Source organism: Paenibacillus segetis, from assembly GCF_014639155.1.
GTDB lineage: Bacteria > Bacillota > Bacilli > Paenibacillales > Paenibacillaceae > Fontibacillus > Fontibacillus segetis.
On the sequence record NZ_BMFT01000001.1, the window covers coordinates 476,038 to 500,788 of the forward strand.

At 42.7% G+C, this 24,751-nt stretch carries 18 protein-coding genes; 15 read left to right on the forward strand and 3 right to left on the reverse strand.

Annotated features, from left to right (window positions below; translation table 11 throughout):
- The first annotated feature begins 122 nt into the window (after positions 1-122).
- The 5 genes from IEW05_RS02030 (at position 123) to IEW05_RS02050 (ending at position 6,740) form a co-directional block, all read left to right on the forward strand.
- Entirely contained in the window at positions 123-1,409 is a 1,287-nt protein-coding gene (locus tag IEW05_RS02030; RefSeq protein ID WP_229753226.1) for an ABC transporter substrate-binding protein, read from the forward strand.
- A 73-nt stretch (positions 1,410-1,482) separates the two neighbouring features.
- A complete protein-coding gene (locus IEW05_RS02035) occupies positions 1,483-2,400 on the forward strand; it encodes a carbohydrate ABC transporter permease (protein WP_188535319.1) in 918 nt (305 codons plus the stop codon).
- 20 nt (positions 2,401-2,420) lie between these two features.
- Positions 2,421-3,242: a carbohydrate ABC transporter permease gene (locus tag IEW05_RS02040; protein WP_188535321.1), complete on the forward strand. Its 822-nt coding sequence runs from the start codon at positions 2,421-2,423 to the stop codon at positions 3,240-3,242.
- A 53-nt stretch (positions 3,243-3,295) separates the two neighbouring features.
- The gene (locus tag IEW05_RS02045; RefSeq protein WP_188535323.1) at positions 3,296-5,395 is read left to right on the forward strand and encodes a glycoside hydrolase family 36 protein; all 2,100 of its coding nucleotides are present in this window, start codon (positions 3,296-3,298) and stop codon (positions 5,393-5,395) included.
- Between the two features lie 88 nt (positions 5,396-5,483).
- On the forward strand, positions 5,484-6,740 hold the full coding sequence (locus IEW05_RS02050) for a DUF445 domain-containing protein (protein ID WP_188535325.1): 1,257 nt from the start codon (positions 5,484-5,486) through the stop codon (positions 6,738-6,740).
- A gap of 94 nt (positions 6,741-6,834) precedes the next feature.
- Here IEW05_RS02050 and glgP read toward each other — a convergent pair whose 3' ends face one another.
- Positions 6,835-8,451: an alpha-glucan family phosphorylase gene (gene glgP / locus IEW05_RS02055; RefSeq protein ID WP_188535328.1), complete on the reverse strand. Its 1,617-nt coding sequence runs from the start codon at positions 8,449-8,451 to the stop codon at positions 6,835-6,837.
- 504 nt (positions 8,452-8,955) lie between these two features.
- Between glgP and IEW05_RS02060 the strand changes: the two genes are divergently transcribed.
- A complete protein-coding gene (locus tag IEW05_RS02060; RefSeq protein ID WP_188535330.1) occupies positions 8,956-14,289 on the forward strand; it encodes an alpha-amylase family glycosyl hydrolase in 5,334 nt (1,777 codons plus the stop codon).
- Between the two features lie 53 nt (positions 14,290-14,342).
- Here IEW05_RS02060 and IEW05_RS02065 read toward each other — a convergent pair whose 3' ends face one another.
- Positions 14,343-14,885 carry an SLOG family protein gene (locus tag IEW05_RS02065; RefSeq protein ID WP_188535332.1) on the reverse strand — a complete coding sequence of 181 codons (543 nt, stop codon included), beginning with the start codon at positions 14,883-14,885 and terminating at the stop codon, positions 14,343-14,345.
- 173 nt (positions 14,886-15,058) lie between these two features.
- Here IEW05_RS02065 and IEW05_RS02070 point away from each other — a divergent pair, with 173 nt between their 5' ends.
- Positions 15,059-15,928, forward strand: coding sequence for a DUF6612 family protein (locus tag IEW05_RS02070; protein WP_188535334.1), 870 nt, complete (start codon positions 15,059-15,061; stop codon positions 15,926-15,928).
- A gap of 543 nt (positions 15,929-16,471) precedes the next feature.
- Here IEW05_RS02070 and IEW05_RS02075 read toward each other — a convergent pair.
- Positions 16,472-16,984 carry a hypothetical protein gene (locus IEW05_RS02075; RefSeq protein WP_188535336.1) on the reverse strand — a complete coding sequence of 171 codons (513 nt, stop codon included), beginning with the start codon at positions 16,982-16,984 and terminating at the stop codon, positions 16,472-16,474.
- Positions 16,985-17,186: 202 nt separating this feature from the next.
- Here IEW05_RS02075 and IEW05_RS02080 point away from each other — a divergent pair, with 202 nt between their 5' ends.
- The 8 genes from IEW05_RS02080 to IEW05_RS02115 all read left to right on the forward strand — a co-directional run bounded on the left by IEW05_RS02080 (position 17,187) and on the right by IEW05_RS02115 (position 24,720).
- On the forward strand, positions 17,187-17,816 hold the full coding sequence (locus tag IEW05_RS02080) for an SGNH/GDSL hydrolase family protein (protein ID WP_188535338.1): 630 nt from the start codon (positions 17,187-17,189) through the stop codon (positions 17,814-17,816).
- 144 nt (positions 17,817-17,960) lie between these two features.
- Positions 17,961-18,956, forward strand: a complete 996-nt coding sequence (locus IEW05_RS02085; RefSeq protein WP_188535340.1) for a Gfo/Idh/MocA family protein — start codon at positions 17,961-17,963, stop codon at positions 18,954-18,956.
- An 89-nt stretch (positions 18,957-19,045) separates the two neighbouring features.
- Positions 19,046-20,041: a Gfo/Idh/MocA family protein gene (locus IEW05_RS02090; RefSeq protein WP_188535342.1), complete on the forward strand. Its 996-nt coding sequence runs from the start codon at positions 19,046-19,048 to the stop codon at positions 20,039-20,041.
- 23 nt (positions 20,042-20,064) lie between these two features.
- A complete protein-coding gene (locus IEW05_RS02095; protein ID WP_188535344.1) occupies positions 20,065-20,556 on the forward strand; it encodes an LURP-one-related/scramblase family protein in 492 nt (163 codons plus the stop codon).
- A gap of 205 nt (positions 20,557-20,761) precedes the next feature.
- A complete protein-coding gene (locus tag IEW05_RS02100) occupies positions 20,762-21,937 on the forward strand; it encodes a YecA family protein (RefSeq protein ID WP_188535346.1) in 1,176 nt (391 codons plus the stop codon).
- Between the two features lie 256 nt (positions 21,938-22,193).
- Positions 22,194-22,691, forward strand: a complete 498-nt coding sequence (locus tag IEW05_RS02105) for a zinc ribbon domain-containing protein (RefSeq protein WP_188535348.1) — start codon at positions 22,194-22,196, stop codon at positions 22,689-22,691.
- Between the two features lie 290 nt (positions 22,692-22,981).
- Positions 22,982-23,704 (forward strand): glucosamine-6-phosphate deaminase, encoded by a 723-nt coding sequence (locus tag IEW05_RS02110; RefSeq protein ID WP_188535350.1) that lies wholly within the window; start codon positions 22,982-22,984, stop codon positions 23,702-23,704.
- Positions 23,705-23,748: 44 nt separating this feature from the next.
- Positions 23,749-24,720 carry an ROK family protein gene (locus IEW05_RS02115; protein WP_188535352.1) on the forward strand — a complete coding sequence of 324 codons (972 nt, stop codon included), beginning with the start codon at positions 23,749-23,751 and terminating at the stop codon, positions 24,718-24,720.
- Positions 24,721-24,751 lie beyond the last annotated feature (31 nt).

A 24,751-nucleotide genomic window follows, 5' to 3' on the forward strand; every position in this document is an offset into this window, starting at 1 on the left:
TGTGAGCAGGGATAGTAGGTAAAAAAAGTGGAAGGTCGTGTAAAGAACGTTTATTCAGGAACCGGCCGAACTTCTTTATAGTAATAGTTGTACAGCAACGGAATGAAGAGAGGGGAATAGATATGTTGAAATCAAGTAAAGGATGGGTATTGCTATTAACCGTGATGTTAGCGGTTTCATTAACGGCCTGCGGTGGTGGTAATACTGCAAACAGCGGTAGCAGCAAAGAAGAAGAAAAGGCGGACAAACAAGTAACGCTTCGTTACTCCAGTTACTTACTCGATACGGCGCAAGCAGGTAAAGCCTACTATGATGCGATTGCAGAATTCGAGACTCAAAACCCTAACATCAAGATAGAGACTGACTTTATCCAGAATGCCAACTATACCGCAGGGATTAAGACACGGCTTCTTGGTGGGGAGAAGATGGACATATTTGATACCTGGTCCCCTAGTTTATTCGCTGAATTTAATGCATTAGGTGAACAAGTATATTTGGATCTAACCGGATCGGATTTCCTTAGTGACTTCCTCCCGGCTTCTCTGGAACCTGTAACTATTGACGGTAAAGTTTTCGGCGCTCCAGAGGTAATGCACAGCGATGGACTATTATACAACAAAACAATGTTCGAAGAATTAGGACTACAGGTTCCACAGACGTGGGATGAATTTATTGCGCTATGTGAAACGTTGAAGCAAAAAGGAATTATACCCGTGGCTATGGACTCTGAGTGGTGGGTTCCGCAATTTTTCTGGGGCTCTATTATGTCTAATAGTGGTGCGGATGCAAACTGGACGAAGAAGCTGGAGAGCGGCGAAGTGAAGGTGTCTGATCCCATCTTTGTCGATGCGATTCAGAAACATAAAGAGCTTGTAGAGAAAGGGTATGTTCCGAAAGAATGGACCGGAATGAAGCATGAGCAGTCCAAAGACCTTGTAGGTCAAGGGAAGGCGGCGATGATCATCACTGGAACATGGGATATCCCAAGTTTGATGGAACGTAACACGGATATCGATATTGACTTCATGATGGTACCGGGTAATGAGAAGACAGTTCCAAATATTAATATCGGGACTTATCGCGTTATTAACGCCAATACGGAGCATCCAGAGGAAGCGAAGAAATTCATATCGTTTATGAATGGTAAAGTCAATCAGGAGAAATTGGCCCTAGGAACTCTTGCGGTTCCATCTATAGCAGGTTCTAAAGTCGATAATCCGGTCGTTGAGAAAATTGCAGCGGTTGTTACTCGTGACGATGCTACTTTGTACTGGCCTCATACGGTTTCGACTGAATCTCTGCAAGTAAAAATTCTAGAAGGCGTTAATAAATATTTAGCAGGCCAAAGCCTGGATGATGCGATTGCAGAAATTCAAAAGTCTGTGGACGATGCTAGAAACAATAGATAGATCACATAAGGTTCAAGATTTCTTCAAGTCATCTTGAACCTTATGAATTCATTGGATCGAAGGTGACCTAAAGATGAGTACACATTCCCTCAAGAAGCACGCTGGTCGTCGGAAGAGAAACACCATACTGTTCATGTTCACTGTTCCAGCCCTACTTGTGTATACCATTTTTTTCATGCTGCCCATTCTGGGTGATGTCTATTTAAGTTTCTTTAAATGGAACGGCGGTAAAAGTGCGGCAATGACTTTTGTTGGACTAGATAATTTCATTCGTCTCTTTACGGATGATAAGGAATTTGTAAGTGCTATGTGGCACAATCTGGTTTATATGATTACAGTTATCGTGATTCAATTATCACTAGCGCTTCTGTTTGCATTGATTCTATCGAAGAAGCTTCGCGGAAGCAGCTTCTTTAAGACGGTATTTTTATTGCCGGTAGTTCTGTCCAATGTGACACTGGCCTTGGTATGGTCCTATATGTTTGATCCACTTAACGGATTTGTAAACTCATTTCTGGAAACAATCGGTCTCAGCTTCTTAACGCATAATTGGCTTGGAGATAGCTCGACAGCTTTGTTCTCCATCGCTTTTATTAATGCGTGGCAGTATGTGGGGTATTCTATGGTGATCTTTATTGCTGGATTGCTTACGATCCCGGAATCCCTATACGAGGCCGCAGAGATAGATGGAGCTGGTAGATGGGGAAAATTCAAGAATGTGACGATCCCTTTGTTAATGCCAGCTATTATGATGAATGTGGTGCTCTCGACAACTGGAAGTCTAAAAGTGTTTGATCTGATTTATGTCATTACACCGCCAGGTGGACCTGTCAGCAGTTCCACAGAGGTACTGGGAACACTGATTTATAAAACAGGCTTTACATATGGGGAGATGGGTTACGCTGCAGCCATGTCGCTGATTCTACTACTCATTATTATGGTTGTTGGGTTTATGCAAATCAGGGTTTTCCGCGCTCAGGAACTGGACTAATAGAGGAGGGACTAACTGACATGAAAGATAGATTATTGCCTTTACAATATGTGCTTTTGGTACTCTTTTCATTAGTGATCTTTACCCCGCTCGCCATTGTATTCTTTGGTGCATTCAAGACTTCGGGCGAGTTATTCAACAATCCATATTCCTTTCCCGGAAAGCCGGTATTTGAGAATTTTAAGGAAGCTTTAATTCAGGGGAATATGCTGATTTACTTCAAAAACTCGTTTATTATTTCATTTGTTTCCCTAGCCGTTATTCTGTTATTTAGTACATTGTCTTCCTATGCAATTACAAGGCAAGGATTCAGAATGGGTAACAAAATTTATATTTACTTTGTGTTTGGAATTATCGTACCCTCGCAAGCGGTTATGATTCCGACTTACATCATGATGGCTAGATTAGGACTCGTCAATACGATGTGGTCTGTCATCATTATTTATATCGCTACGACGATGGGATTCTCAATCTTTATTCTAAGCGGGTTCTTCCGTACCATTCCGCGTGAGCTGGATGAAGCAGCGGTTATTGATGGGTGTAATGAAATTCAAGCGTTCTGGAAAGTAATTCTGCCTCTCTGTAAGCCTGCCGTCACTACAGTTCTGATCCTGAACTTGCTTACCATCTGGAACGATTTCTACAATCCGCTGCTGTACATTCGAAGCGAAGACATCAAGACACTCTCGCTGGGCTTATCGAAGTATATGGGACGTTATATTACGAACTATCCGATTATGTTCGCTGCGGTGGTCATGGCTTCACTTCCGGTGATTGCAGTGTTCGTAGGATTACAGAAGCAGTTCGTTAGCGGGATTACCGCAGGCTCTGTGAAGGGATGATAGCGAATAGTTCTTCATCAATCTATTTAAAAGTTAACTAAAGAGGTGCAGACATGTCACAGTTCATATATATCGAAGAGAACGGTTTATATCTTACTTTTGAGATTAGTGATACGAAAGATGTCCGTCTTTTACACTTTTCCGCTCAGCCGAATCCAGATATTGAATCCTGGGACGACAAACGAAAACGTAAATTTCGTTTGGTTGAAGTGCACGTAACAGGAGAGAACCAGAATGATCACCATGGGTCCAAACATACTGGCTCCATGCCGGGTAACCGTTTGCGACTGCTGGAATGGAAGGACAACCATAATGAATTAGGACGGACGTTGGAAATTGTGCAGTATGATGATTCCACGTGGATCGAGGTTGCGAGTCATTTCCAATTTTACAATGGGATTCCGATAGTACGAAGCTGGACAACGGTAAGTAATAAGGGGCAAACGGCAGCTGGACTGGAGTATGTTTCCTCTTTTGCACTAACAGGTATGGATAAGGATGGCTTGTCCCATAGAAATGAGGCTATCCGGTTGCATATTCCTCACAACACTTGGTTTGGGGAGTCACAGTGGAGTGAATATTCCCTTCCTGAACTAGGGCTGCACGATATAAACGAATTTTCAATGAAGCGTATTTCTATCAGCAGTACGGGGTCCTGGTCTACTTCACAATATGCTCCCTCCGGGATTATGGAGAATATGGAGAGCGGTTTATCTTTATTCTGGCAGATTGAGCATAATGGCTCCTGGCAATATGAAATTAGTGACATCAGTCATCTACTCTATTTGCAGCTTAGTGGTCCTACCGAGCAAGAGCATCAGTGGTGGAAGGAACTGCAGCCGGGGGAGAAGTTTGTGAGTGTTCCGGCGGCAGTGGGCTGCACAGTTGGGGGATTCAACGAGGTTGCCGGCAATTTAACCAAGTATCGCAGAACTATAAGAAGAGTAAATGAGGATAATAAGAAGCTGCCGGTTATTTTTAATGATTATATGAATTGTTTGTTCGGTGATCCTACCACGGAGCGTCTTTTGCCTCTCATTGATGCTGCAGCCGAAGCCGGATGTGAGTATTATTGCATTGATTGTGGCTGGTACTCGGATGGTGAATGGTGGGATGGCGTTGGTGAATGGCTGCCTTCTCCGGCTCGTTTTCCCGGTGGTATCAAGGAAGTATTGGATCACATCAAGAAGAAGGGGATGGTCGCCGGATTGTGGCTTGAACTGGAGGTTATGGGTATTCAGTGCAAGCTAGCCTCTGAGGTGCCAGATGATTGGTTCTTCATGAGACATGGCAAACGGGTCATTGATCATTCACGCTATCAACTAGATTTCCGTAATCCTCAAGTTAGAGAGTTTGCGGATACGGTTATCGATCGTCTAGTCCTTGAATATGGTGTTGGATATATTAAGATGGATTATAACATTAATGCGGGTGTAGGAACTGACCAAGCTGCCGATAGTTTAGGTGACGGTTTGCTGAGTCATAATCGGGCATATTTGGAATGGCTGGATGAAGTGTTTACCCGTTACCCAGAGCTCGTAATCGAGAACTGCGGCAGTGGTGGAATGCGTATGGACTATGCTCTGTTAAGTCGTCATAGTATTCAATCCAGCAGTGACCAGACGGATTATTTGAAGAATGCAGTAATTGCTGCGGCTTCGGCCTCGCTCGTCACTCCTGAACAATGTGCAGTGTGGTCTTATCCACTTCGTGAAGGAGACAATGAAGAGGTTATTATGAACATGATTAACACCCTATTGCTCCGCGTTCATCAGAGTGGCCATTTGGTAGAGATCAGTGACGAGCGGTTTGCGCTTGTTAAAGAAGGGATCCAGTACTATAAATCAATCCGCAGAGACATCAAAGAGGGGCTGCCATTCTGGCCGCTTAGCAAACCGGGATTCTATGATCCTTGGATCAGCTATGGTCTGGATTGCGGTAAGACTCGTTACGTGGCAGTATGGCGTATGGAAGGGGAGAAGGATACCTGCGTATTATACATGCCGGATTTAGTTGGCAGAGAGGTTCTTGTTAAGGTTGGCTATCCGCAGGAAGGCACTCTATCTTACCAATGGAATAGAGAACAGGGGAGTTTGAGTGTTCAAATTCCAACTCGAAGAAGTGCGAGATTGCTTGAGTTACATGTTAAATAGACAAAGGCTCAGGGGATAGTTTGGCTATTGCACCCACTTTATGGTTAAATTGAACTAACGAAACAACTAAACAGTGGGTGAGAGACTAATGAATACAACAAAAAAGAAATCGAATCGTATGGCCGAAATTTCGCTGGGTGTCATGGGCGCGGGATTTGTGGCAACCCTCCCATTCTCGGGAACGGGACTTGCCCTTCTACAGGGCGGATTTGAAGCAGGTCTAGTCGGAGGACTAGCAGACTGGTTCGCCGTTACGGCACTTTTCCGTCATCCGCTGCGTATTCCGATTCCTCATACGGCGTTGTTGCCTAAGAATCGGGATAAAATGACGAAGGCGATCACTACCATGGTGGAGACGGAGCTACTGAATCAAGAAAGTATTCGGGCTAAAATAAAGCAAATCCGCATTACGGATATTGCGCTGCAAAAATTAAAGGAATCCGTAGAGTCGGAATCTTTTCAAAGAGGGATTGCTGGTGTACTTGAGACAGCTGTGAGAAGCTTACCTACGGACACGGTAATAGAATATGCCAAGCGAATGCTGGTGCGGTACTTAGATCGTCTTGATGAAGGTGCGCTGCTGGATAAATTGATCAAGGGAATCATTAGTCACGACTATGACGAGAAGGCACTTGATTTCGCGTTGGAACGAGCGGAACAATGGGTGAAGCTGGATTCTACGAAAGATTTCCTTGGGAAAATGGCAATGCAGCGTATTTCGGAGTTGGAAGTCAACGGCTTGATGAAGTTTGCGCTGGGTGCATTCATGGGCTATTTGAATGAAGAGAAATTAGGCTCGGTGCTGCAAACTTTTATATTAGATAAAATATCAGATTTACAGATTCCGGATCATCAAGACAGATATAAATTACTCTTTTTCTTTCAGAAAGAGTTATTGTCGCTCTCTAAGTCACCTTCTCTGTTAAATGAACTGTCACGCCTTAAGCATGTATTGGTCGAGAAGGGGGCGGAAAGCGATAAAATTAACGCAATGACAGAACGGGCCTTGGAACATTTGGCAGTCTACATTGGAAGTGATGAGTTCCGCACGGAGCTTCTTGTTCCTTTCATGGAGAAGATGGTAGCAGAAATTGACCGGAGACCCGAGTTAGTGGATCGTGCCGAAAATTGGATTCAAGAGCAAATTGTTTCCTTGATGGAGAAGCACTATTCGAAAATCGGTGAGCTAGTGGAAGAAAACTTAAATAAGCTCGACAATGATTCTTTGATTGAGTTTATCGAGGATAAGGTGGGGCATGACTTACAATGGATTCGGGTGAACGGGGCCGTATGCGGGTTTATCGTTGGTCTTGTTTTAACGGGATGTAAGCTATTGTTAACCTAGAAGTTAAGCTGATGAAGAGTAAAAGGCTGGGACCACTCGTTAATCGAGAAGGTACCCAGCCTTTCTTTGTATAGCGCACTATTCTAAAATAACCTTAAGCTTTGATGTACATTTTGTTGTAGTAATCTTCAAGCATCCGCTTTGTAGCGAACTCCTCGCGTGTAGTCTCAATACTCTTATGCATCATTTCTACCCATTTCGCACGGTTCTCATAGTAAGTCGGGAGCACGCGGTTCAATAGGGTGTCATACAATGCTTCGCTATCGTGGCGATCAAGTACGGCGAAGTCCGTTGTTTCGAAACCATCGCCGATTGCCCAACCATTTTCGCCATCGATACAAGCTTCTGGCCACCAACCATCAAGAATCGAGCAGTTCAGTACGCCGTTCATGGCGGCTTTCATTCCGGAAGTACCACTTGCCTCAAGTGGTCTACGTGGGTTATTGAGCCAAATATCTGATCCGCGAGTTAATTGTGCTCCGATCGTCATATCGTAGTTCTCTAGGAACACGACGGCCTTCGGATATTTCTTCATCATAGCTACAAGGTTGCTGACGATTCTTTTACCGGTGTCATCAAGCGGGTGAGCTTTCCCAGAGAAGACGATTTGGATTTTACCTGTTTCCAAATAAGGCTCGATGATTTCCGGTTGGGAGAAGATCAGATCACTTCGTTTATAAGGAGCTGCTCTACGTGAGAAACCGATCAACAGGTTATCTGGATTTAGCTCGATTCCGGAACGCTCAGCGATGAACTGAATGAGTTCGCCCTTGATCTCCGTATGGGTTGCCCATAAGTCGCCACCATTTTCAAAAGCGTTGGTCATGCGTTCATCAACCCAAGTTGGGGTATGAATCGCATTTGTAATTCCGATGATTTCGGATCTGCCGGAGACTTCTTTCCACATCTTGTTGGAAGTGTCGGCATGAAGATCAGCTACACCATTAGAGATGCGGGATAGGCGAAGTCCAGCAATTGTCATGTTGAACGGATTACCGCCAATGCGTTCCATTTGATCACGAGTCAAACCGTTGAAAGCACTCATATACTCAAGACGTTCCAGTGGATGAGTCTCATTTCCTTCTTTGATTGGAGTATGGGTCGTGAATACGACTTCTTCTCTAGTTGCCAGCCAAGCTTTCTCGAAAGTGAGGCCTGCACACATTTTCTCACGGATTAATTCAATGGCAGCAAGTGCAGCATGACCTTCGTTAAAATGGTAGACGTCGATCGGGATTTGAAGCGCGCGCATGGCCTTGACACCACCGATGCCCAACACGATTTCCTGTGCGATCCGTTCTTCACCAAACCATCCGTATAGTTGGCCGGTAATCCAAGCATCACTGTTCTCAGGGATGTCAGTATCGAGTAAATAAAGTGGATTATTGCCGAATTTATCTGTTTTCCATACTTTACAAATCACATCGACATTTCTGACTTTTACGCTTACCTTGACCCCTGTATCTTCAAGAAAATCGTAGACATAGTTGTGATACGTGTCGTAGGGCTTACCGTTTGCATCAATTCGTTGATCCGTGTATCCTTGTTTCCATTTCAATCCGATAGGTACGATAGGGGCATTAATGTCCTTAGCACCTTTGATGTAGTCTCCAGCAAGGATTCCTAATCCCCCGGCGTACATTTTGAAATCAGAATGAAGTCCAAATTCCATGCTGAAATAAGCAACAGTAGGTAATTTCTTCTCACTCATTTGAAGTGACCTCCTAAAAATTTGTAGTTATTAATGCAAACGTTTGTCCATCGGACGATGACATGCCCAACTGTAAGCGATTTCTAAGGATATATTAGCATAATTTTTCCTGAAACGGACGAGTTATTTTTAAAATATATGACAAATCACAAAAATATTCTGAAAAATGTGATATTGAACACTAAAAATGAACAAACGTTTTCATTAGAACAGAAATATTAATAAATATATTATAAATTAAAGATAATGAGAGGAATTGGATGAAAATAACGGATAATGGCTGATTTAATAGTACTTTATGATATTCGAACTGGTTGACGGATGATCCAAATATTGTATGATAATCGCAAGATATAAAGCGCTTACTTTGAGTTGCATGAGATTATATCTATTATTGCGCTCTTTCGTACAAACGTTTGCATTATTTTATGAGTAGAAAGAGAGCAAAAGACCAACAGCCTATGTGAAGACAGATATCAAAATGTATAGGAGGTCATTAAGGGAATGAATCGTGGAATGAAAAGGGTGCTTTCCTGGTTACTTATTATTTGTTTGGTGCTGAGCTTCTCCACAAACCTGCAGCCTGTAGTTAAGGCAGAGGGCGATCAACCGACAATTCTAGCACAAAGTACTGAAGGTCAGGTGCTGCAGAGCCCGGTTATCGGGACTCGTAATGCTTCGGGAGCTGAGGTTACTTTTAATTATCAAGGTGCCGAAGCGGATGCAAGAGTAATTGTAAAGGGAGAATTCTATAATAACTGGGCAGCAATAGATCTAGATAAGGGAGCGGACAATACATGGTCCGTGAGTCGTCAAATCGAAGCTGGTTGGTATGCATACGGTCTGGCAACATATGATTCGAATGGAAAAGACGACTGGAAGAGAGATCCTCTAAATACTACGGTTATAAAGGATGGTAATCCAGGACTTTCTGTACCAGGGATTAAAATTAATATGGATGATGAGGTACAGATTGGTACCTCAACCGTTATAAATGCAGTATATTATACGGGCGATAAAGATGTTACTGAGAAGGTACAACTTAATGTGACTGACTCTTCTGGTAATGCTATTTCAGGTATTACAGTTTCAGATGTAGGCGACGGCAAGCAGAAAAATCTAATTATCGACAGTGCCGTCGAACCTGGAACAATTAAAATTGAAGGAATTTACGATACTTGGACGCTAACAAAGACAGTTAATTTAACAAAAAATAAACTAACAAGCCCTGTCATTAATGGGGACGGGACGGTTACTTTTAATTCTAAGTATACGGGAGAGACACTTTATCTCGTTGGTGCCATGAACGACTGGCATGAAAATGATGCCATTCCGTTAACTAAGAAAGATGGAGTGTTTAGTTTAACAATTCCATTATCGCCTGGGACGTATGAATATAAGTTTATCCCAACGCTAGGTAGCTGGAGCGGGGATATGCTTGATTCCTTAAACCCTAACAAAAGTAACGGCAATTCTTTAGCTATCGTTCCAGGAATAATTATTAATTCGGATAGTACTGTTGAAACAGGTTCACAGCTGGATCTAAAGGCGTCACTTCAGAAAGCGGACGGGACCAAAGAATCTATCTCTCCTACATGGTCACTAAAGGAAGCTATAACGGGTGTATCGCTCACGAATGATAAACTGATTGTTGAGCCAGGAGTTGCAGCTGGTCAGAAGGTAACGGTTATCGCTACTTATGACGGTAATACCTCGCAACAGGAAATTTCCATCGTCGAGAAGATGAACTCGTATACCATTAATTATTACCGTTATGATCATACCGCCAAGGATTGGAATTTGTGGCTATGGCCTGATGGTGTGGGTGGTAAGGGTTTTAAGTTCACTCATGAGACTTCGGATGGATTTGCCCAAGGTACATTTAAATTTACGGAGTCTTCACTTAATATTATTCCTCGCTTGAGTACAGCTGACAAAGAATGGGCTGCTCAGGATTCTCAAGTAAAAGCATCTATACAGAATGGGAATTCCGTCGAGGTTTGGCTAGTTGAGGGTCTTGCTCAGGTATTTTATTCGAAGCCAGATGTTGAGGCAATTAAACCTGCTGAAAGGTCAATCCGCTTTGACTATGTCAGAGAGGATGGACAATTTGATGGCTGGAATATTTGGACATGGAACACAGGAAAATCGGATGGTGAAGTTAAATTTACGAAAATAAACGGTAACACTGCAACAGCAACGATTCCGATCGGTTCTACCGTTCAGAAAATCGGATTCAAGATACGTAAGGGCACTGATTGGGTTGTTATTGATCAGGATTATGATCGTGAGATTATAACCGGAACGCAAGTGCTGACCAAAGTAGTCGTTCAAGCGGGACAGGGACCGTTCCGCACACTGCCATCTGCGATGCCTCCGCATTTAGAAGATGGTAAGGCGACTTTCACTTATAGGGATCAAACATTGTTTGAGCAAGATAAGATGGATACTATTGATCGTGTCGAGTTGAAAATCAATGGTTCCACATACCTGATGCAGTACAATGCGAATGATGAATTGTATGAATACACCCTTAATTCACTGACTGAAGGGACTCATGAATATACCTTTTTAGTGACAAAAGATGGCGTGACCACGGAACTTAGTGATCCTACCAATATTAAAGACGGAAAGTCGGTTATCACTTATAAGCGGACGAATGTGAGTATTCAATCTGAGGTGAAGCCGTCAGCAATTTCATACAATGAAAATGCCGTGCTCGGGATCTCTTTGAGCGGCATTGCAGAGGATGAAATCAGACAGATCTATGCAAATTTAAGCTCACTTGGTGGTAAGTCTGAGGTTAAGATCGATATAGAGCTTAAGGCTCTTACGATCGCAGTGAAGGATTCGGTTTCAGCCGGAATTAAATCTATTCCTGTTACGGTTATAGATGTTTATGGAAATAAACATACACAGACTGCCCAGGTTACTGTGAAAACGCGGCAGACCGTAGGTAAAGACGATTTTGATTGGGATGAAGCACGGATTTATTTTATGCTAACGGATCGTTTCTTTAATGGTGATTCCACTAACGATGATCCAAACGGTGAAGGTTATGATAAGAGTCATTTGGAGTCCTACCATGGTGGTGATTTCAAGGGAATAACTAAGAAAATAGGTTACCTTAAGGATCTAGGGATCAATACGATTTGGATCACACCTATTGTCGATAATATTGATTTTAATAAAGGTGTAGATTTTGGTGGAACACAATACGCCTATCATGGGTATTGGGCTAAAGATTTTACGACGATTGACGAGCACTTGGGGGACTTGAACGACTTCAAGCAACTACTCGATACAGCGCATGATAATGGAATTAAGGTCATGGTAGACGTTGTATTGAACCATACCGGGTACGGAATGGATAAATTGACTCCAGCCTGGGTTACGAACGGTGTAACGAACCTTCCAACGGATGCGGAACGTGGTGTGTTCAATGGCATGTTGCGCAGCGAAAATGAAGATCCAATCATTCGCAATAATGTAGCTGGTTTACCGGATTTGATAACGGAGGATCCTGCCGTACGTGAGCAAATTGTAGCTTGGCAATCGGATTGGATTGAGAAATCAAAAACGTCCAAAGGGAATACAATCGACTATTTCCGCGTCGATACGATCAAGCATGTGGAAGATACGACCTGGATGGATTTCAAGAATGTAATGACTTCAATCAATCCAGCGTTCAAAATGATTGGCGAGAATTTTGGTGCCAGTGTTGATAATGATGGAGGTTATCTGCGCAGCGGAACCATGGACTCGGAGCTCGATTTTGCCTTCAAAGGAATTGCTAGGGAGTTTGTAGATGGAAATATTGAATCTGCAGAACAAAAACTTCAATCGAGAAACGGTAAGTTAGACAATACAGCGACGATGGGACAGTTTCTTAGCAGTCATGATGAAGATGGATTCCTAATCTCAACATTAAGCGAAACTGACAGGGTTAAATTCAAAAATGGAACGCTGGATGCTGAGGTTCTACGTGCAGCGCAAGGTAAACAAAAGGTGGCAGCTTCATTACAGATTACCTCTAAGGGACAACCGGTAATTTATTATGGGGAAGAGCTCGGACAATCTGGATTGAACGCTAATTTCGATATTGGCAGATATAGTGATAATCGCTATGACTTCAACTGGAACGGTTTGTCTGACCCAACTTATAATCATATTTACGATCATTACAAGAAGATGCTCAGCATCCGTGGGCAATATTCGCAGATTTTCTCCAAGGGAACTCGTGAATCAGTGGCTGGATCTAACGTTCAAGGTTACGATGTATTTTCTCGTACGTATGAGGGGAAGAGTGTTTATGTAGGAATAAACACGAAGACGGAGGCGCAACAAGTTACATTTAAGATTGAAGGTTCTCCGAACACGAAATTTGTGGATCAATACAGTAAGGTCACGATTGAAAGTGATGAAGAGGGGCAAATAACGTTCACGCTGCCAAGCAATTTGGACGGTGGAACAGTTGTCCTGACGGAGAAGACGGACTCACCGGGTACAACACCGACACCAAGTCCAACACCAACACCGACTCCATCGCCAGGTTCATCGTCAAATTCCTCATCATCCTCTAATGCTCAACCGAGTGCTACCCCATCCAAGTCAGCCGAATCTTCTTCGACTCTGGAAGTAGTAGCTAAGACTGGGGCGAACGGAAACAAAGAGGTTGAAGTATCTGCTGCAAGCTTGGAGCAAGCCATTGCAGCTGCAGCGAAGAAGAATGAGCCGGTAACGATCCATGTGACAGGTGTTACGGCTGGTGAATCGGTCGATGTGATTCTTCCAGCTGATGTATTGAAGAAGGCAGAATCGCAAAACGTAGGTTTACAACTTCAACTCCCGGATGGGGTAGTGAAGCTTCCATCGGGAGCCATTGACAGTGGTTCATTGAATCAAGGTGGACGCGCTATTTTCTCCAAAAATGTAGTTGCTGCAGACAAAGCAGAAGAGCTTAAACGAAATATCACTGCACTAGATGGAGCATATCGTCCACTCAGCGCCATTTATGATTTCTCTGTGAGCGTGATAGATGGTTTAGCGGGTACTCCAATTCATATCAATCTAAATGGTCCATTTACTATTGAACTTAATTTGGATCAGGCGACATTAAACAGTATCTCGAACAAGAACAAGGTGGGAGTATATCTCATCGGAGATGATGGTTCGCTGCAATATCTGGGCGGTAAGCTGAAGGATGGCACATTAACATTCCAAAGTGACCGTATGGGTCAATTCATTGTCATGGAATACAACAAGGTATTCAGTGACGTGAAACCAGGCTGGGCGAAGGAATTTATTGGAATTCTTGCTGCCAAACATATAGCGACTGGTAAAGACACTGATCGGTTTGACCCGAAAGGAAACGTTACGAGAGGTCAATTCGCAGCATTGTTGGGTCGGGCGCTTGGACTGAAGGCAGATATGGGAGCTGGTTCGGGTACGAATGCGAGTGCGTTAGCCGATGTACAGGAAGACAGCTACTATAGGGATTATGTGACCATGCTGAATAAGATGGGCATCATTTCTGGATATCCAGATGGTACTTTCCGACCAGATGAGTTGGTAACCAGAGAACAAATCACGACGATGTTGATGAAGGCTTACACTTACGTAACTGCACACTCACTGCAGGAGATTGCGGGGATTAATGAGGAATCCTTTACGGATATAGGAGAAGCCTCCAGTTATGCGCAGGAGAGCATCAAAGCAGCGAAGGCGCTCGGGATCATACAAGGAACAGGTCAGAATAAGTTCCAGCCTTCCACAATATCAACTCGTGAGCAGGTAGCAGCAATGATCGTGCTCTGGCTAGAGCAAGTAGGACTATAAAAGATCTGGGACAAGGGAACAGAAACCTTGTCCCTTTTTTTGTCCCCCTGTCCCTACTCCTCTTGGTCGGCGATGGATTGGATTTCTTCCATGCCGATATTGAGGTAGATATAGCCATCGTTGTTATGTTTCTTCAACGCACGATCTTTAACGAATTTGGGGCTGGCTTCGCCGGCCTCTTCGTCATAGACGAGCAGGATTCCATCTGTTTTTCGAAACAATAGCTCGTCCCTAGCGAGAAACTGCCATTTTCCGATATACGATTCTTTGCTTACTGCAGCGGAATAATCTACACGTTGAATAATATCCTGATAATAGTTTTTTTTCTCGTCTTTCCAATTTTCTTCTTGATTACTAAAAGCGGTGATGATGGAGCATTTTAGATGAGGGAACTCAGGCTTTAATGACAATGCTGCTTCAATAGCCCATAAGTCCACACCATATTGCCCAGGTGTAATGATCCATTCCAGACCTTCCTCAAGCAAAGGAATTAACCTAGAGGCGATCGCTTGGCGGATGTAAGGAATACCTCGATGCTTATTATCGTAAATTCCAAGCTCATGGGCTCGGTAACCGGTGACTAGAAGATTTTTCAAACGAAAGGGTCCTCCCTGAAGTAGTTCTTATATGATATTATATAAAATTAAGCAACATAAACTAAGGAAATGAATATGATCATGTCGCGCTAAAATGAGACTTATCGATCTGTTAAGTATAACTTATCTTTGGTTAAATGGATTAAGAACTCAAAATTTGGGAGGACGAATACTTGAAAAAGTGGACTTTAGGATTAATGGCTATGATTTTGGTGTTAGGAATTACAGCATGTGGAAATGACAAAGAAGCTAATGGAGGCAATACAGCTAACGGGGGAAATACAGATAAAGTAGCAGGAGCTAATGGAACTGCAGATTCAGCAACAGTTCCTACACTCGAAGAATTACTTCAGAAATCTGCGGACGCTTCTAAGGATTTGAAGAGCTTATCGATGGTAGCGGAAATGAATCAGGACATGGTCATAACACAAGGGGATCAGAAACAAGAGCAGAGTATTATAATGAAGATCACAAGTGATATTATCAAAGATCCATTGCAGTTGGTTCAAGAAATAAAAATGACGCTACCTGGTCAAGGCGATACAGATATGAAGCAGTATGTTACTGAAGAAGGTGTATTTGTAAATGTCGGTGGCGTTTGGTCCAAACAACCTAATGAGACACGAGAGCAGTTGCTCGCCAGCATCGAGGATTCGGCTAATCCACAAAAGCAATTAGAACAGTTCAAAACGATTTCTAAAGATACCGTAATTACGGCAGAAGGCGATGAATATGTATTGACAGCAGATGTATCAGGTGATGCTGTTAAAGGTCTGGCGAAAGAATTGATGAGTCGTTCCGGAGGAAATGCGGAGGATACGGCGGCCATGATAGAGCAAATGAATATCAAGAGCATTAAGATTACTACAGCCGTAAATAAAGACACTTATCTTCCTACTAGAGCTAACGTAGACTTAGTTCTGGAAATGGAACAGGAAGGTGCAAACATTTCGATGAACATGGTCATGAAGACTACCTCCTCCAAGTACAACGAAATTAGTGAAATTAAAGTGCCACAAGAGGCGCTGGATAGCGCTCAATAAAATACAAACCTAATTTAGGGACTGTCCTCATGAAGTAGATCCATCTACTCGAGGGCAGTCCCTTATTGTTATTACTTTCATCCATGAATGCACAGAAGGGTAAATATCGTATAAAAAGCGGCGTAGAACGTGCCGAGTGCAATGATTAAAAGGAATACGTTACTGGCATCTTTACTTCTTTGATCGGGCATGAAGTATCAGCTCCTTTTTAGTGACTCACAGTTCTAAATGTGAACATTTTGTGACATATCTAATTATTGAACATTTTGTGTCTAAATTCAAACATTTTTTTGAGATTAATTTTGGGGTAATCGATACCACATAGGAATGAGAAGCGTTTGGGATCGTGTAGATGCTCAATAAATCCACAAACAGAATGAAAAAACAAGAAGATCAAAACAAAAAAACCTCAACGAATCCGAAGCTCCGGGTTGTAAATCCGGGACGGTGTTCATTGAGGTTAATTATTTAACTTGGGGAAAGAGATTAAATTAACAGGAAATATTAACAGAAAATCCTCAGCTCATCAGCCATCTCACAGAGCTATACTTTCTGAGGCGCAAAACCTTCCTCTGCCAAGTATTCACCAGCTTCTTCGCGGGTTTCAAATACCATTTCCAAGCTCTGGCCGGAATAGATGTACCAAAGGTCATCTTCACATTTCAGCGTAAGTAATTGCCCATTTGGATCACTCCATAAGCCACCTGGACTTTCTTTCCTTGGGATCTCATTGTCCCTACTTATCGTAGTCACAGGAGCGAGCACATTTTCCTTCACGCCCACCGAGAGAGAGCGAATCGATTGCTCCACAATTTGTCGTAGTTCAGCTTCCGTATATTCGCGAATATTGACAAGCCCTTTCTCATCAACCGGATATCCCTTTAGTAGTCCGGCATAAATATAACCGTTGCCGTTCGGATGAATATGGTATGCGACGGTTTTCTTGTCGTAGGCACTATTTTCATAATGGAAGTTCACACGTCCTAAAGAGACGTCTCTGCGTTCTAACTCTGGAAAAGATTGTAGAATATCAAGTTTTTGTTCAAAAGTAAGCATTCGTCATCCTCCGTAATACGGTTTCAATTCATTTACGTTTGTGATTATATCATACCCCGATTGCGAGAAACTTCGTTTTGATAATTAAAGATGAACCTAATGAGCAAATTTTATAACTAATTGTATATATTCGCCAATATGGTTTTGAATTATAATGACTATGTGGACGACTATATAAGCTAGTGACTGGAGGAATCACAATATGTTATTACAAGATAACGACGTGGTGTTATTTCAAGGTGACAGCATTACCGATGCAGGCCGTAATTATGAAGATGGAGCATCTCTTGGTGTAGGATACTCGCTTCTGATTGCTTCCCAACTGGGACATATGTATCCCAAAATGAATCTTTCTTTTCTGAATCGTGGAATCAGCGGTAACCGAGTTGTTGATTTACAAGGCCGTTGGGATGAGGATTGTCTGGATCTGAAACCAACTTGGGTGTCGATATATATCGGAATTAATGACACGTGGCGGAGATATGATGAGGGGCAAGAGACAACGGCAGCACAATTTGAAGCTACTTATCGAGATATTATTGTTCGTACACAAGAGAAGTTGAATGCTAACCTCATTCTTATCGAGCCTTTTGTACTTCCAGTACCAGAAGATCGTAAGAAATGGCGTGAGGATTTGGATCCAAAAATCACAGTCGCTAGGGAGCTTGCCCGTGAATTTGGCGCGATATACATACCGCTTGATGGACTTTTTGCAGCAGCTTCTACCCAAGCTGAGCCTCACTTTTGGGCACCGGACGGAGTGCATCCTTCCCCAGCGGGACATGGACTCATCGCTGATGCATGGATGAAAGCTGTAGGAGCTATTCGTTAATAGCTGACGTTACCGTCGTATATTAGAAATTGACCAGACCATACTAGCCCGATATCAGTCTCTTAACTGATGCCGGGCTCTTTTCATATATTGGGTACATATTAATAGAGTGTTCGCTTTGTTCTAATATGGAGGAGGTAGATTATGAACATACGTAAAGATGGAAAGATCAAATGGGGCATTATGGGGACCGGTGTCATCGCCGAACAGTTTGTAGCTGATTTGGTACACACGACAAATGGGGAAGCTTATGCGGTTGGTTCTCGTAGGGAAGGAAGTGCTGAAGAATTTGCCGAGAAATTTAATCTTCCTTGTGCCTATGGAAGTTATGAGGAGTTAGTCCATGATCCAGAGGTTGATGTGATCTATATTGCGACACCACATCCTTTTCATCAGGAGAATGCGATGAATAGTCTTCGTGCGGGCAAATCCGTGCTGTGCGAGAAACCATTTACAGTGAATAGTAATGAGCTTGAACTGTTAATTTCAATGGCACGGAAGCAGGGATTATTTCTAATGGAAGCCATGTGGATGCGCTTTTTACCACCTATGGTAAGGGTTAAACAATGGTTGTCCGAAGGTAGAATTGGCGATGTGAGATTGGTAAAAGCGGAATTTGGAATTATGAGTGATTGGGACCCGGAAGGTAGATTGCTGAATCCTGATCTTGCTGGAGGAGCACTGTTGGATGTGGGGATTTATCCCGTATCCTTTGCTTCTATGATTTTTGGGTCCTCACCCACAGAGGTATGGAGTACTGCACACATCGGTACAACGGGCGTGGATGAACAATTTTCATTGATTCTCTCTTATGGCTCACGCAGGTCTGCTTGTCTACACGGAGCAGTTCGTCTTGATTTGAAGAATGAAGCATACATTCATGGTACGAAAGGCTATATCCACCTTCCTTCCCTGCATAATGCCGCTTCAGCCACGCTTTATGTGAATGGCGAAGAAGTGGAGACTTTCTGTGATGATCGGGCAGGTAAAGGTTACTCCTATGAAGCAGAAGAGGTCGGAAACTGCATTCTTAATGGCCTCAGGGAAAGTCCTATGATGCCTTGGGAGGAATCGCTAGGGGTTATGAGATTACTTGACGAGGTCAGAGAGCAATGGAAACTGCAATATCCATTTGAATAGGAGCGGGCGAGATAGTCATCTGGAGAGCAAATTGGTAAAATAGAGCTGAGGGACCCTATATCAAGCTTGCTAGGAGGAAGAGGAACTATATGAATCAATCAACTGCTAGAAAAGTAAAGTGGGGCATTATGAGTACGGGATGGATTGCTGAACAATTTGCCCAGGATTTGGTTCATGTTAACAATGGAATAGCCTATGCAGTTGGATCACGTAGTCAGGAAAGTGCAGATCGTTTTGCGGCTAAGTTTAACATTCCACATGCTTATGCTAACTATGAGAACTTGGTGAACGATCCTGAGGTTGAGGCCTTATATGTTGGAACACCACATCCATTTCATTGTGAGAATGTATTGCTAGCGTTGCGGGCTGGCAAGGCGGTATTGTGCGAGAAGCCTTTTACGGTCAATAGTGATGAACTGTCAGAACTGATTACCACTGCTAGGCAAAGTAAGTTATTCCTGATGGAAGCGATGTGGACCAGGTTCCTAACTCCCATTGTTCAGGTAAGAAAATGGCTTAAGGAAGGCCGTATCGGTACAGTGAAGTTGTTGAAGGCAGACGCTGGATTTCGAGCGGATTGGAATCCACAAGGAAGATTGCTTAATCCTGATCTAGGAGGAGGCGCGCTACTGGATATCGGTATTTATCCAGTGTCTTTCGCATCGATGATATTTGGGCCCCATCCGGAGAAAATACAGAGTAATGTGCATATTGGAGAGACTGGAGTTGATGAGCAGTTCTCACTCCTCTTGGATTATGGTGAGGGAAGAACAGCTACATTAAATGGAGCTATTCGCCTTCAACTCAGAAATGATGCTTATATTTATGGAACAGAAGGAATGATCCATGTTCCATCTTTCCTCGAAGCAAAGTCAGCGACTTTGTTTGTGGATGGGAAGGAAGTAGAGAAGTATACTGATGAGCGAGAGGCAATTGGTTATGCGTTTGAAGCTGAAGAGGTTGGACGTTGTCTCCTTACTGGTGTTACTGAGAGTTCCGTCATTTCTCTCGACGAATCTCTCAATATAATGAAGTTACTAGATGAGGTTCGTAGGCAGTGGGGATTACGATATCCTTTTGAATAAGTAGTCATAAGGAGGAGACCGAAATGAAATTGTATTTCAAAGACAATTTTCTTAACGCGGGGATTGGCGATATTATGAACGAATCCGGAGGCAAGATCGGTAGTTTGGATCTGAAAGGTGCCTTCGGTTCCTCTCTGGACGTGTATGATTTGGCAGATAACCTCTTATTCGGGGGTAAATTTCAATGGGGAAAGTGGGAAGTTACGGCTGCTGATGGACGCTCTGTTGGGTTGTTAAAGGCCCGAATCAGTTTCTTCTCCAAGCGATTCACGTATGAGGCTTTTGGCCGAGGCGAGTTCGAGATAACATCCCCTGCCATGTCCAAGGAATACAATATTGAAAGAAGTAATGGGGAAACGGTAGCGTCTTTTTCCAAAACGAATAGCTGGATGATGCCTGGGGCTTATTGTTTGAATAATTATAGTTCTGACTTAGATGACTATGAACTTGTCACAGTTGTGATGGGTGTCAATGCTATACGTAAGCGGCAGCAGTCTAGTGCTAATTCTGTTTGAGTAAATCATTTTTATTACATAAAAGTCTTTCAGGGGTTACATAGTAAATAGAATATGAAGGTTGTGGAAGCTGTAAAGTTATGGATTATTCGTGGTCAAGAAGCAGGTATTTCGAAAATATTGTATAATGGAGAGAAATGTGTGGTCCTGCAGATTTATTAGAACTGAGGCTGTACAGCAATAATTTGGAAGAGGTGTACCATTTTTGGAGAATCATGACTTACTGCTTGAACAGAAAAATATACAACATGCTATTATAGGTGATGTTATTACCGACTTATCTGAGATCCTTAGTAATCTTTCAAAGGCAAGATTATCTGCATTGGCGTCGACACTTAAGCTACAAGGTCGCTCGAAGATGAAGAAGGATGAGCTTGCTGCTGCTTTGGTGAGTGAGATTACAGATGTGGAAAAACTAGAGTCCATTCTACTACGCTTAGAATCCGCAGAGTGGGAGTTGTTCGAATCACTGCTCGATACACCGATTCAACAGGACAATTTCGCTAAATACGGATATTATTATTTCTTAATGGAGCACGGGTTGATCTTTACTTATTTTAACGACAATAAGCTGTATTTGATTGTTCCTGATCAGGTTCGTACTGCTTATGCTCAAATAAATCAGACTGAATTCAGAAAAGCCCATGACAGACGTCTTAATATCTATAACTACACTTTGGCTTTGACTAACCTGTATGGGATCTTTAAGCCGGATCAACTTCTGAAGATCTTTAATGATCAGAAGAATGACTCGCCACTTAGCGAACAAGAGCTTATGTCAAATATCTCTGTTTTCTTAGAAAGAGAGCAGAACTTCGTCCTGAAGGATGAGTATATTGTTAATACCTCTCTCCTGTTTGAAGGGGACGAGAAAGAGTACAACGAACTATTGAAGCATATTAAGAACAAGCCACATTATGTTCCAGCTAAGAATGAGCTTCTCCAATATGCGGATGACAGTTATTTTGAGATTACAAAGCAACTAGTAACTCTACGCAATTATTTATCCAAAGACCTGTGTCGTGATCCCGAGCTGCTCGACTATTTGATCGATGATATTCAGCTAGCATGTTCAACGGAATCGTCACTACAGGAAATTGTCTATGAATTTGAGAGAAGAGAAATTCAATTTCATAACAAAGAACAAGCCCAAAACGTAATGTCTCTAATCGCTGATGTGTACAACCATACTAGACTGTGGTCGAACTGTGGATATACACCAACAGAGATGAGTAAGCTTCCGGGTAATTTCCGTTCAGGTCCGATGGCGGTACCGTTCCGTGTACCTAACAACCAGCCGGTTAACGTAACTAAGATCGGTAGGAACGACCCTTGTCCTTGCGGTAGTGGGGCTAAGTATAAGAAATGCTGTGGTAAGTAGCATTACGTTTAAAAAGAAAGGCAAGCTCCTTAGGGGCTTGCCTTTTTTGTATCAGTGAACTTTAATATTTGACAACAAATGGTGTGGGGGAGATACTATTTTTACATACGTAGGCATAGATAAGTAGTGATCAATATATGGAGGTGTATGTTACAGATCAAAGTTGGATATTTCGGTAAGTACGCTGCCAGGTCAGTTTGTATATCATGGGATGAATAAATTATGTAACCAAATATAATTAAGGATGTGACTACATATGGCTTTCTTTGATAAATTAGGCGAGAAAATTACAAGTACAAGTAAAGATGTAGCTAAGAAAACGAAGGATCTAACTGAAATTGCTAAGATCAACATGCAAATCGGTAGTGAAGAAGATAAGCTGAAGAGCAAATATCTTGAGATTGGCAAATTGTATTATGAGTTATTTAATGAAGCCCCAGGCGAACAGTTTACCAATCTATGTGAAGAGATTACAGCTTCTATCAACCAGATTGATTCATCGAAACGGCAAATCCTAAGCATTAAAGGAGTGAAAATCTGTACCAATTGTGGTGCAGAAGTACTTCAAGATGCTGCATTCTGCGGCTCATGTGGGGTTAAAGTAGAAGAGGAAATTCCTGAGGAATCATTAACGGTAATCGATGCCGAAGTAGAAATCATAGTACCGCAAATCCATTGTTCACACTGTGATAGTGTGATTAATGCAGATGCTGCATTCTGTGGAAGTTGTGGACAAAAGGTCGAACAGGTGTAAATGTAGATTCAAAGTAAATGAAGAAAAGATTTGAATGTTGAACTCCCCTGAACTCAGGGGAGTTTTTGTGATTTATAGTCTCTTTAGCATAGAAATTTATCAACAAGATAAATTTCAGGTTGTAATGGCTGCTGCTGAATTACCCTTATATATGGAGAGATCGAGATCACAGAGCTACCTAAGTGTTATTGTAGGAAATTAACCCCCGATTAGAGGATTTTGGACCACTGAGATAAACGTGGGAGAGTTACTATTAAGGTGTGTATTCTTACTATAACGGAGGTGCTTTCATGCGGATTATTGTAAAAGATACGGAACAAGAGCTGGATATGGCAGCCGCACTTGAAGTAACCAAGCAGGTTATTGTGAAACCGGACAGTGTAATAACCTTTGCCGGAGGGCAGACCACGATTGGACTTCATCATGAAATCGTACATTTGTATCAGCAGTGGGGCGTGGATTACTCAAAAATGAAGGCGTTTACATTAGACGAGTATGTGGGACTCTCTCCCGAAGATCACAAAAGTGTGAGCTTCAGAATTCGCAATCAAGTATTGGACCATCTCAATATAAAAAGTGAACATATTCATATGCCTGATGGCATGGCGGAGGATCTGGACACAGCTTGCCATGAATACAGTCGTCTTCTGGACAAGCATCCTGTAGACCTTGAAGTACTAGGTATAGGTACGAACGGTCATATCGGTTTTAATGAACCAGGAACCGCCTTTCATCTGGATACGCATGTGAAAGATCTGGAGAGCAGGACTGCCGAGATGAAGGCGGGATTTTTTGGCTCTGCGGCGATGGTACCGAAGCAAGGTCTTACTGTGGGAATCAAGCGAATCATGATGTCCAAGCAAATTTTGCTACTTGCCAAGGGGGAGAGCAAAGCAGAGATCATTAAAAAGGCATTATATGGTGAAATTACACCGGAGATTCCTGCATCCGTTCTACAATTACATCCTTTTCTAACCGTGATCCTTGATAAAGAAGCTGCCAAAATACTCTAGAAGTGAGCCGTAGTAACTAAACTCAACCCATAGGAGGTTATCGCGTGTACCCAGATGATCCAGTTACCATTGGAATTGACATTGGTGCAACAAAAATACTTATCGGATCTGTGACGCGGGAGGGAAAGGTTGTTCAGCAACGTAGATATGACATCGATCTTTCGACTGAAACTGTGCTGAAAAGTAGTATATATGATTCTATCGATGATTATATGGCGGGGCAGCCAGGTAGAAATGTATCCAAGACCATTGGTATTGGGGTGTTCGGGCATGTCGATTACGAACACGGTAAATGGTTGGGAAGCATGCGGTTGCCTGGAATGAGCAAGCTCCATTTTAGAGAGGATTTACAGGAAAAATATGGTTTTGATATTGCAGTGGATAACGATGTTCATGCGGCAACCCTTGCTGAGATGTATCTGGGTAAAGGACGTCAATACAGAAACTTCTTATATGTGAATATCGGAACAGGAATTGCTGCCGGTATTGTAAGTGATGGAAGATTGGTGCGCGGGGCTGTTAATTATGCAGGGGAGATCGGTCATATTTTTGTTGGAAAAGATATGGAACCTTGCATGTGCGGGAGAAACTGGTGTATGGAAACAGCCGCTTCTGGTGGAGGGTTGATCCGCCGGGCAAGCAGCTGGTTAAGTGATTATCCAGATTCAATTCTAGCCCCTCTGATCCAATCGGGCACTGTCGTCTCGATGGATATTTTCCTAGCAGCGCGGCTTGGAGATTCATTAGCGAAAAAAATTTACAAGGAATTCATCTGGTCCATGGGAATAGGTCTAGTTAATCTAGTGAATATACTGAATCCGGAAGCCATCATCATGGGTGGCGGCGTCATGCAAGATGAGTGGATGTTGAAGGAATTGAGTGGTTTTGTGTATCAGAATGCGGCAAAAGTTCCCAGCAGTGCACTGCGAGAAATCACGCTCACCGAGCTTGGACCACAGGTAGTAGGTCTGCTTGGAGCGGCATGTCTGGCATGGAATTACGAAGGAATGAAATGAAATCAAAGTTAATCAATCTATATTATTTTGG

Bases quoted from the DNA above. Each gene is read 5' to 3' on its own strand.
- glgP (WP_188535328.1), bottom strand. From the start codon at position 8,451: ATGAGTGAGAAGAAATTACCTACTGTTGCTTATTTCAGCATGGAATTT.
- IEW05_RS02060 (WP_188535330.1), top strand. From the start codon at position 8,956: ATGAATCGTGGAATGAAAAGGGTGCTTTCCTGGTTACTTATTATTTGT.
- IEW05_RS02035 (WP_188535319.1), top strand. From the start codon at position 1,483: ATGAGTACACATTCCCTCAAGAAGCACGCTGGTCGTCGGAAGAGAAAC.
- IEW05_RS02090 (WP_188535342.1), top strand. From the start codon at position 19,046: ATGAATCAATCAACTGCTAGAAAAGTAAAGTGGGGCATTATGAGTACG.
- IEW05_RS02050 (WP_188535325.1), top strand. From the start codon at position 5,484: ATGAATACAACAAAAAAGAAATCGAATCGTATGGCCGAAATTTCGCTG.
- IEW05_RS02040 (WP_188535321.1), top strand. From the start codon at position 2,421: ATGAAAGATAGATTATTGCCTTTACAATATGTGCTTTTGGTACTCTTT.
- IEW05_RS02105 (WP_188535348.1), top strand. From the start codon at position 22,194: ATGGCTTTCTTTGATAAATTAGGCGAGAAAATTACAAGTACAAGTAAA.
- IEW05_RS02030 (WP_229753226.1), top strand. From the start codon at position 123: ATGTTGAAATCAAGTAAAGGATGGGTATTGCTATTAACCGTGATGTTA.
- IEW05_RS02085 (WP_188535340.1), top strand. From the start codon at position 17,961: ATGAACATACGTAAAGATGGAAAGATCAAATGGGGCATTATGGGGACC.
- IEW05_RS02080 (WP_188535338.1), top strand. From the start codon at position 17,187: ATGTTATTACAAGATAACGACGTGGTGTTATTTCAAGGTGACAGCATT.
- IEW05_RS02110 (WP_188535350.1), top strand. From the start codon at position 22,982: ATGCGGATTATTGTAAAAGATACGGAACAAGAGCTGGATATGGCAGCC.
- IEW05_RS02095 (WP_188535344.1), top strand. From the start codon at position 20,065: ATGAAATTGTATTTCAAAGACAATTTTCTTAACGCGGGGATTGGCGAT.
- IEW05_RS02075 (WP_188535336.1), bottom strand. From the start codon at position 16,984: ATGCTTACTTTTGAACAAAAACTTGATATTCTACAATCTTTTCCAGAG.
- IEW05_RS02045 (WP_188535323.1), top strand. From the start codon at position 3,296: ATGTCACAGTTCATATATATCGAAGAGAACGGTTTATATCTTACTTTT.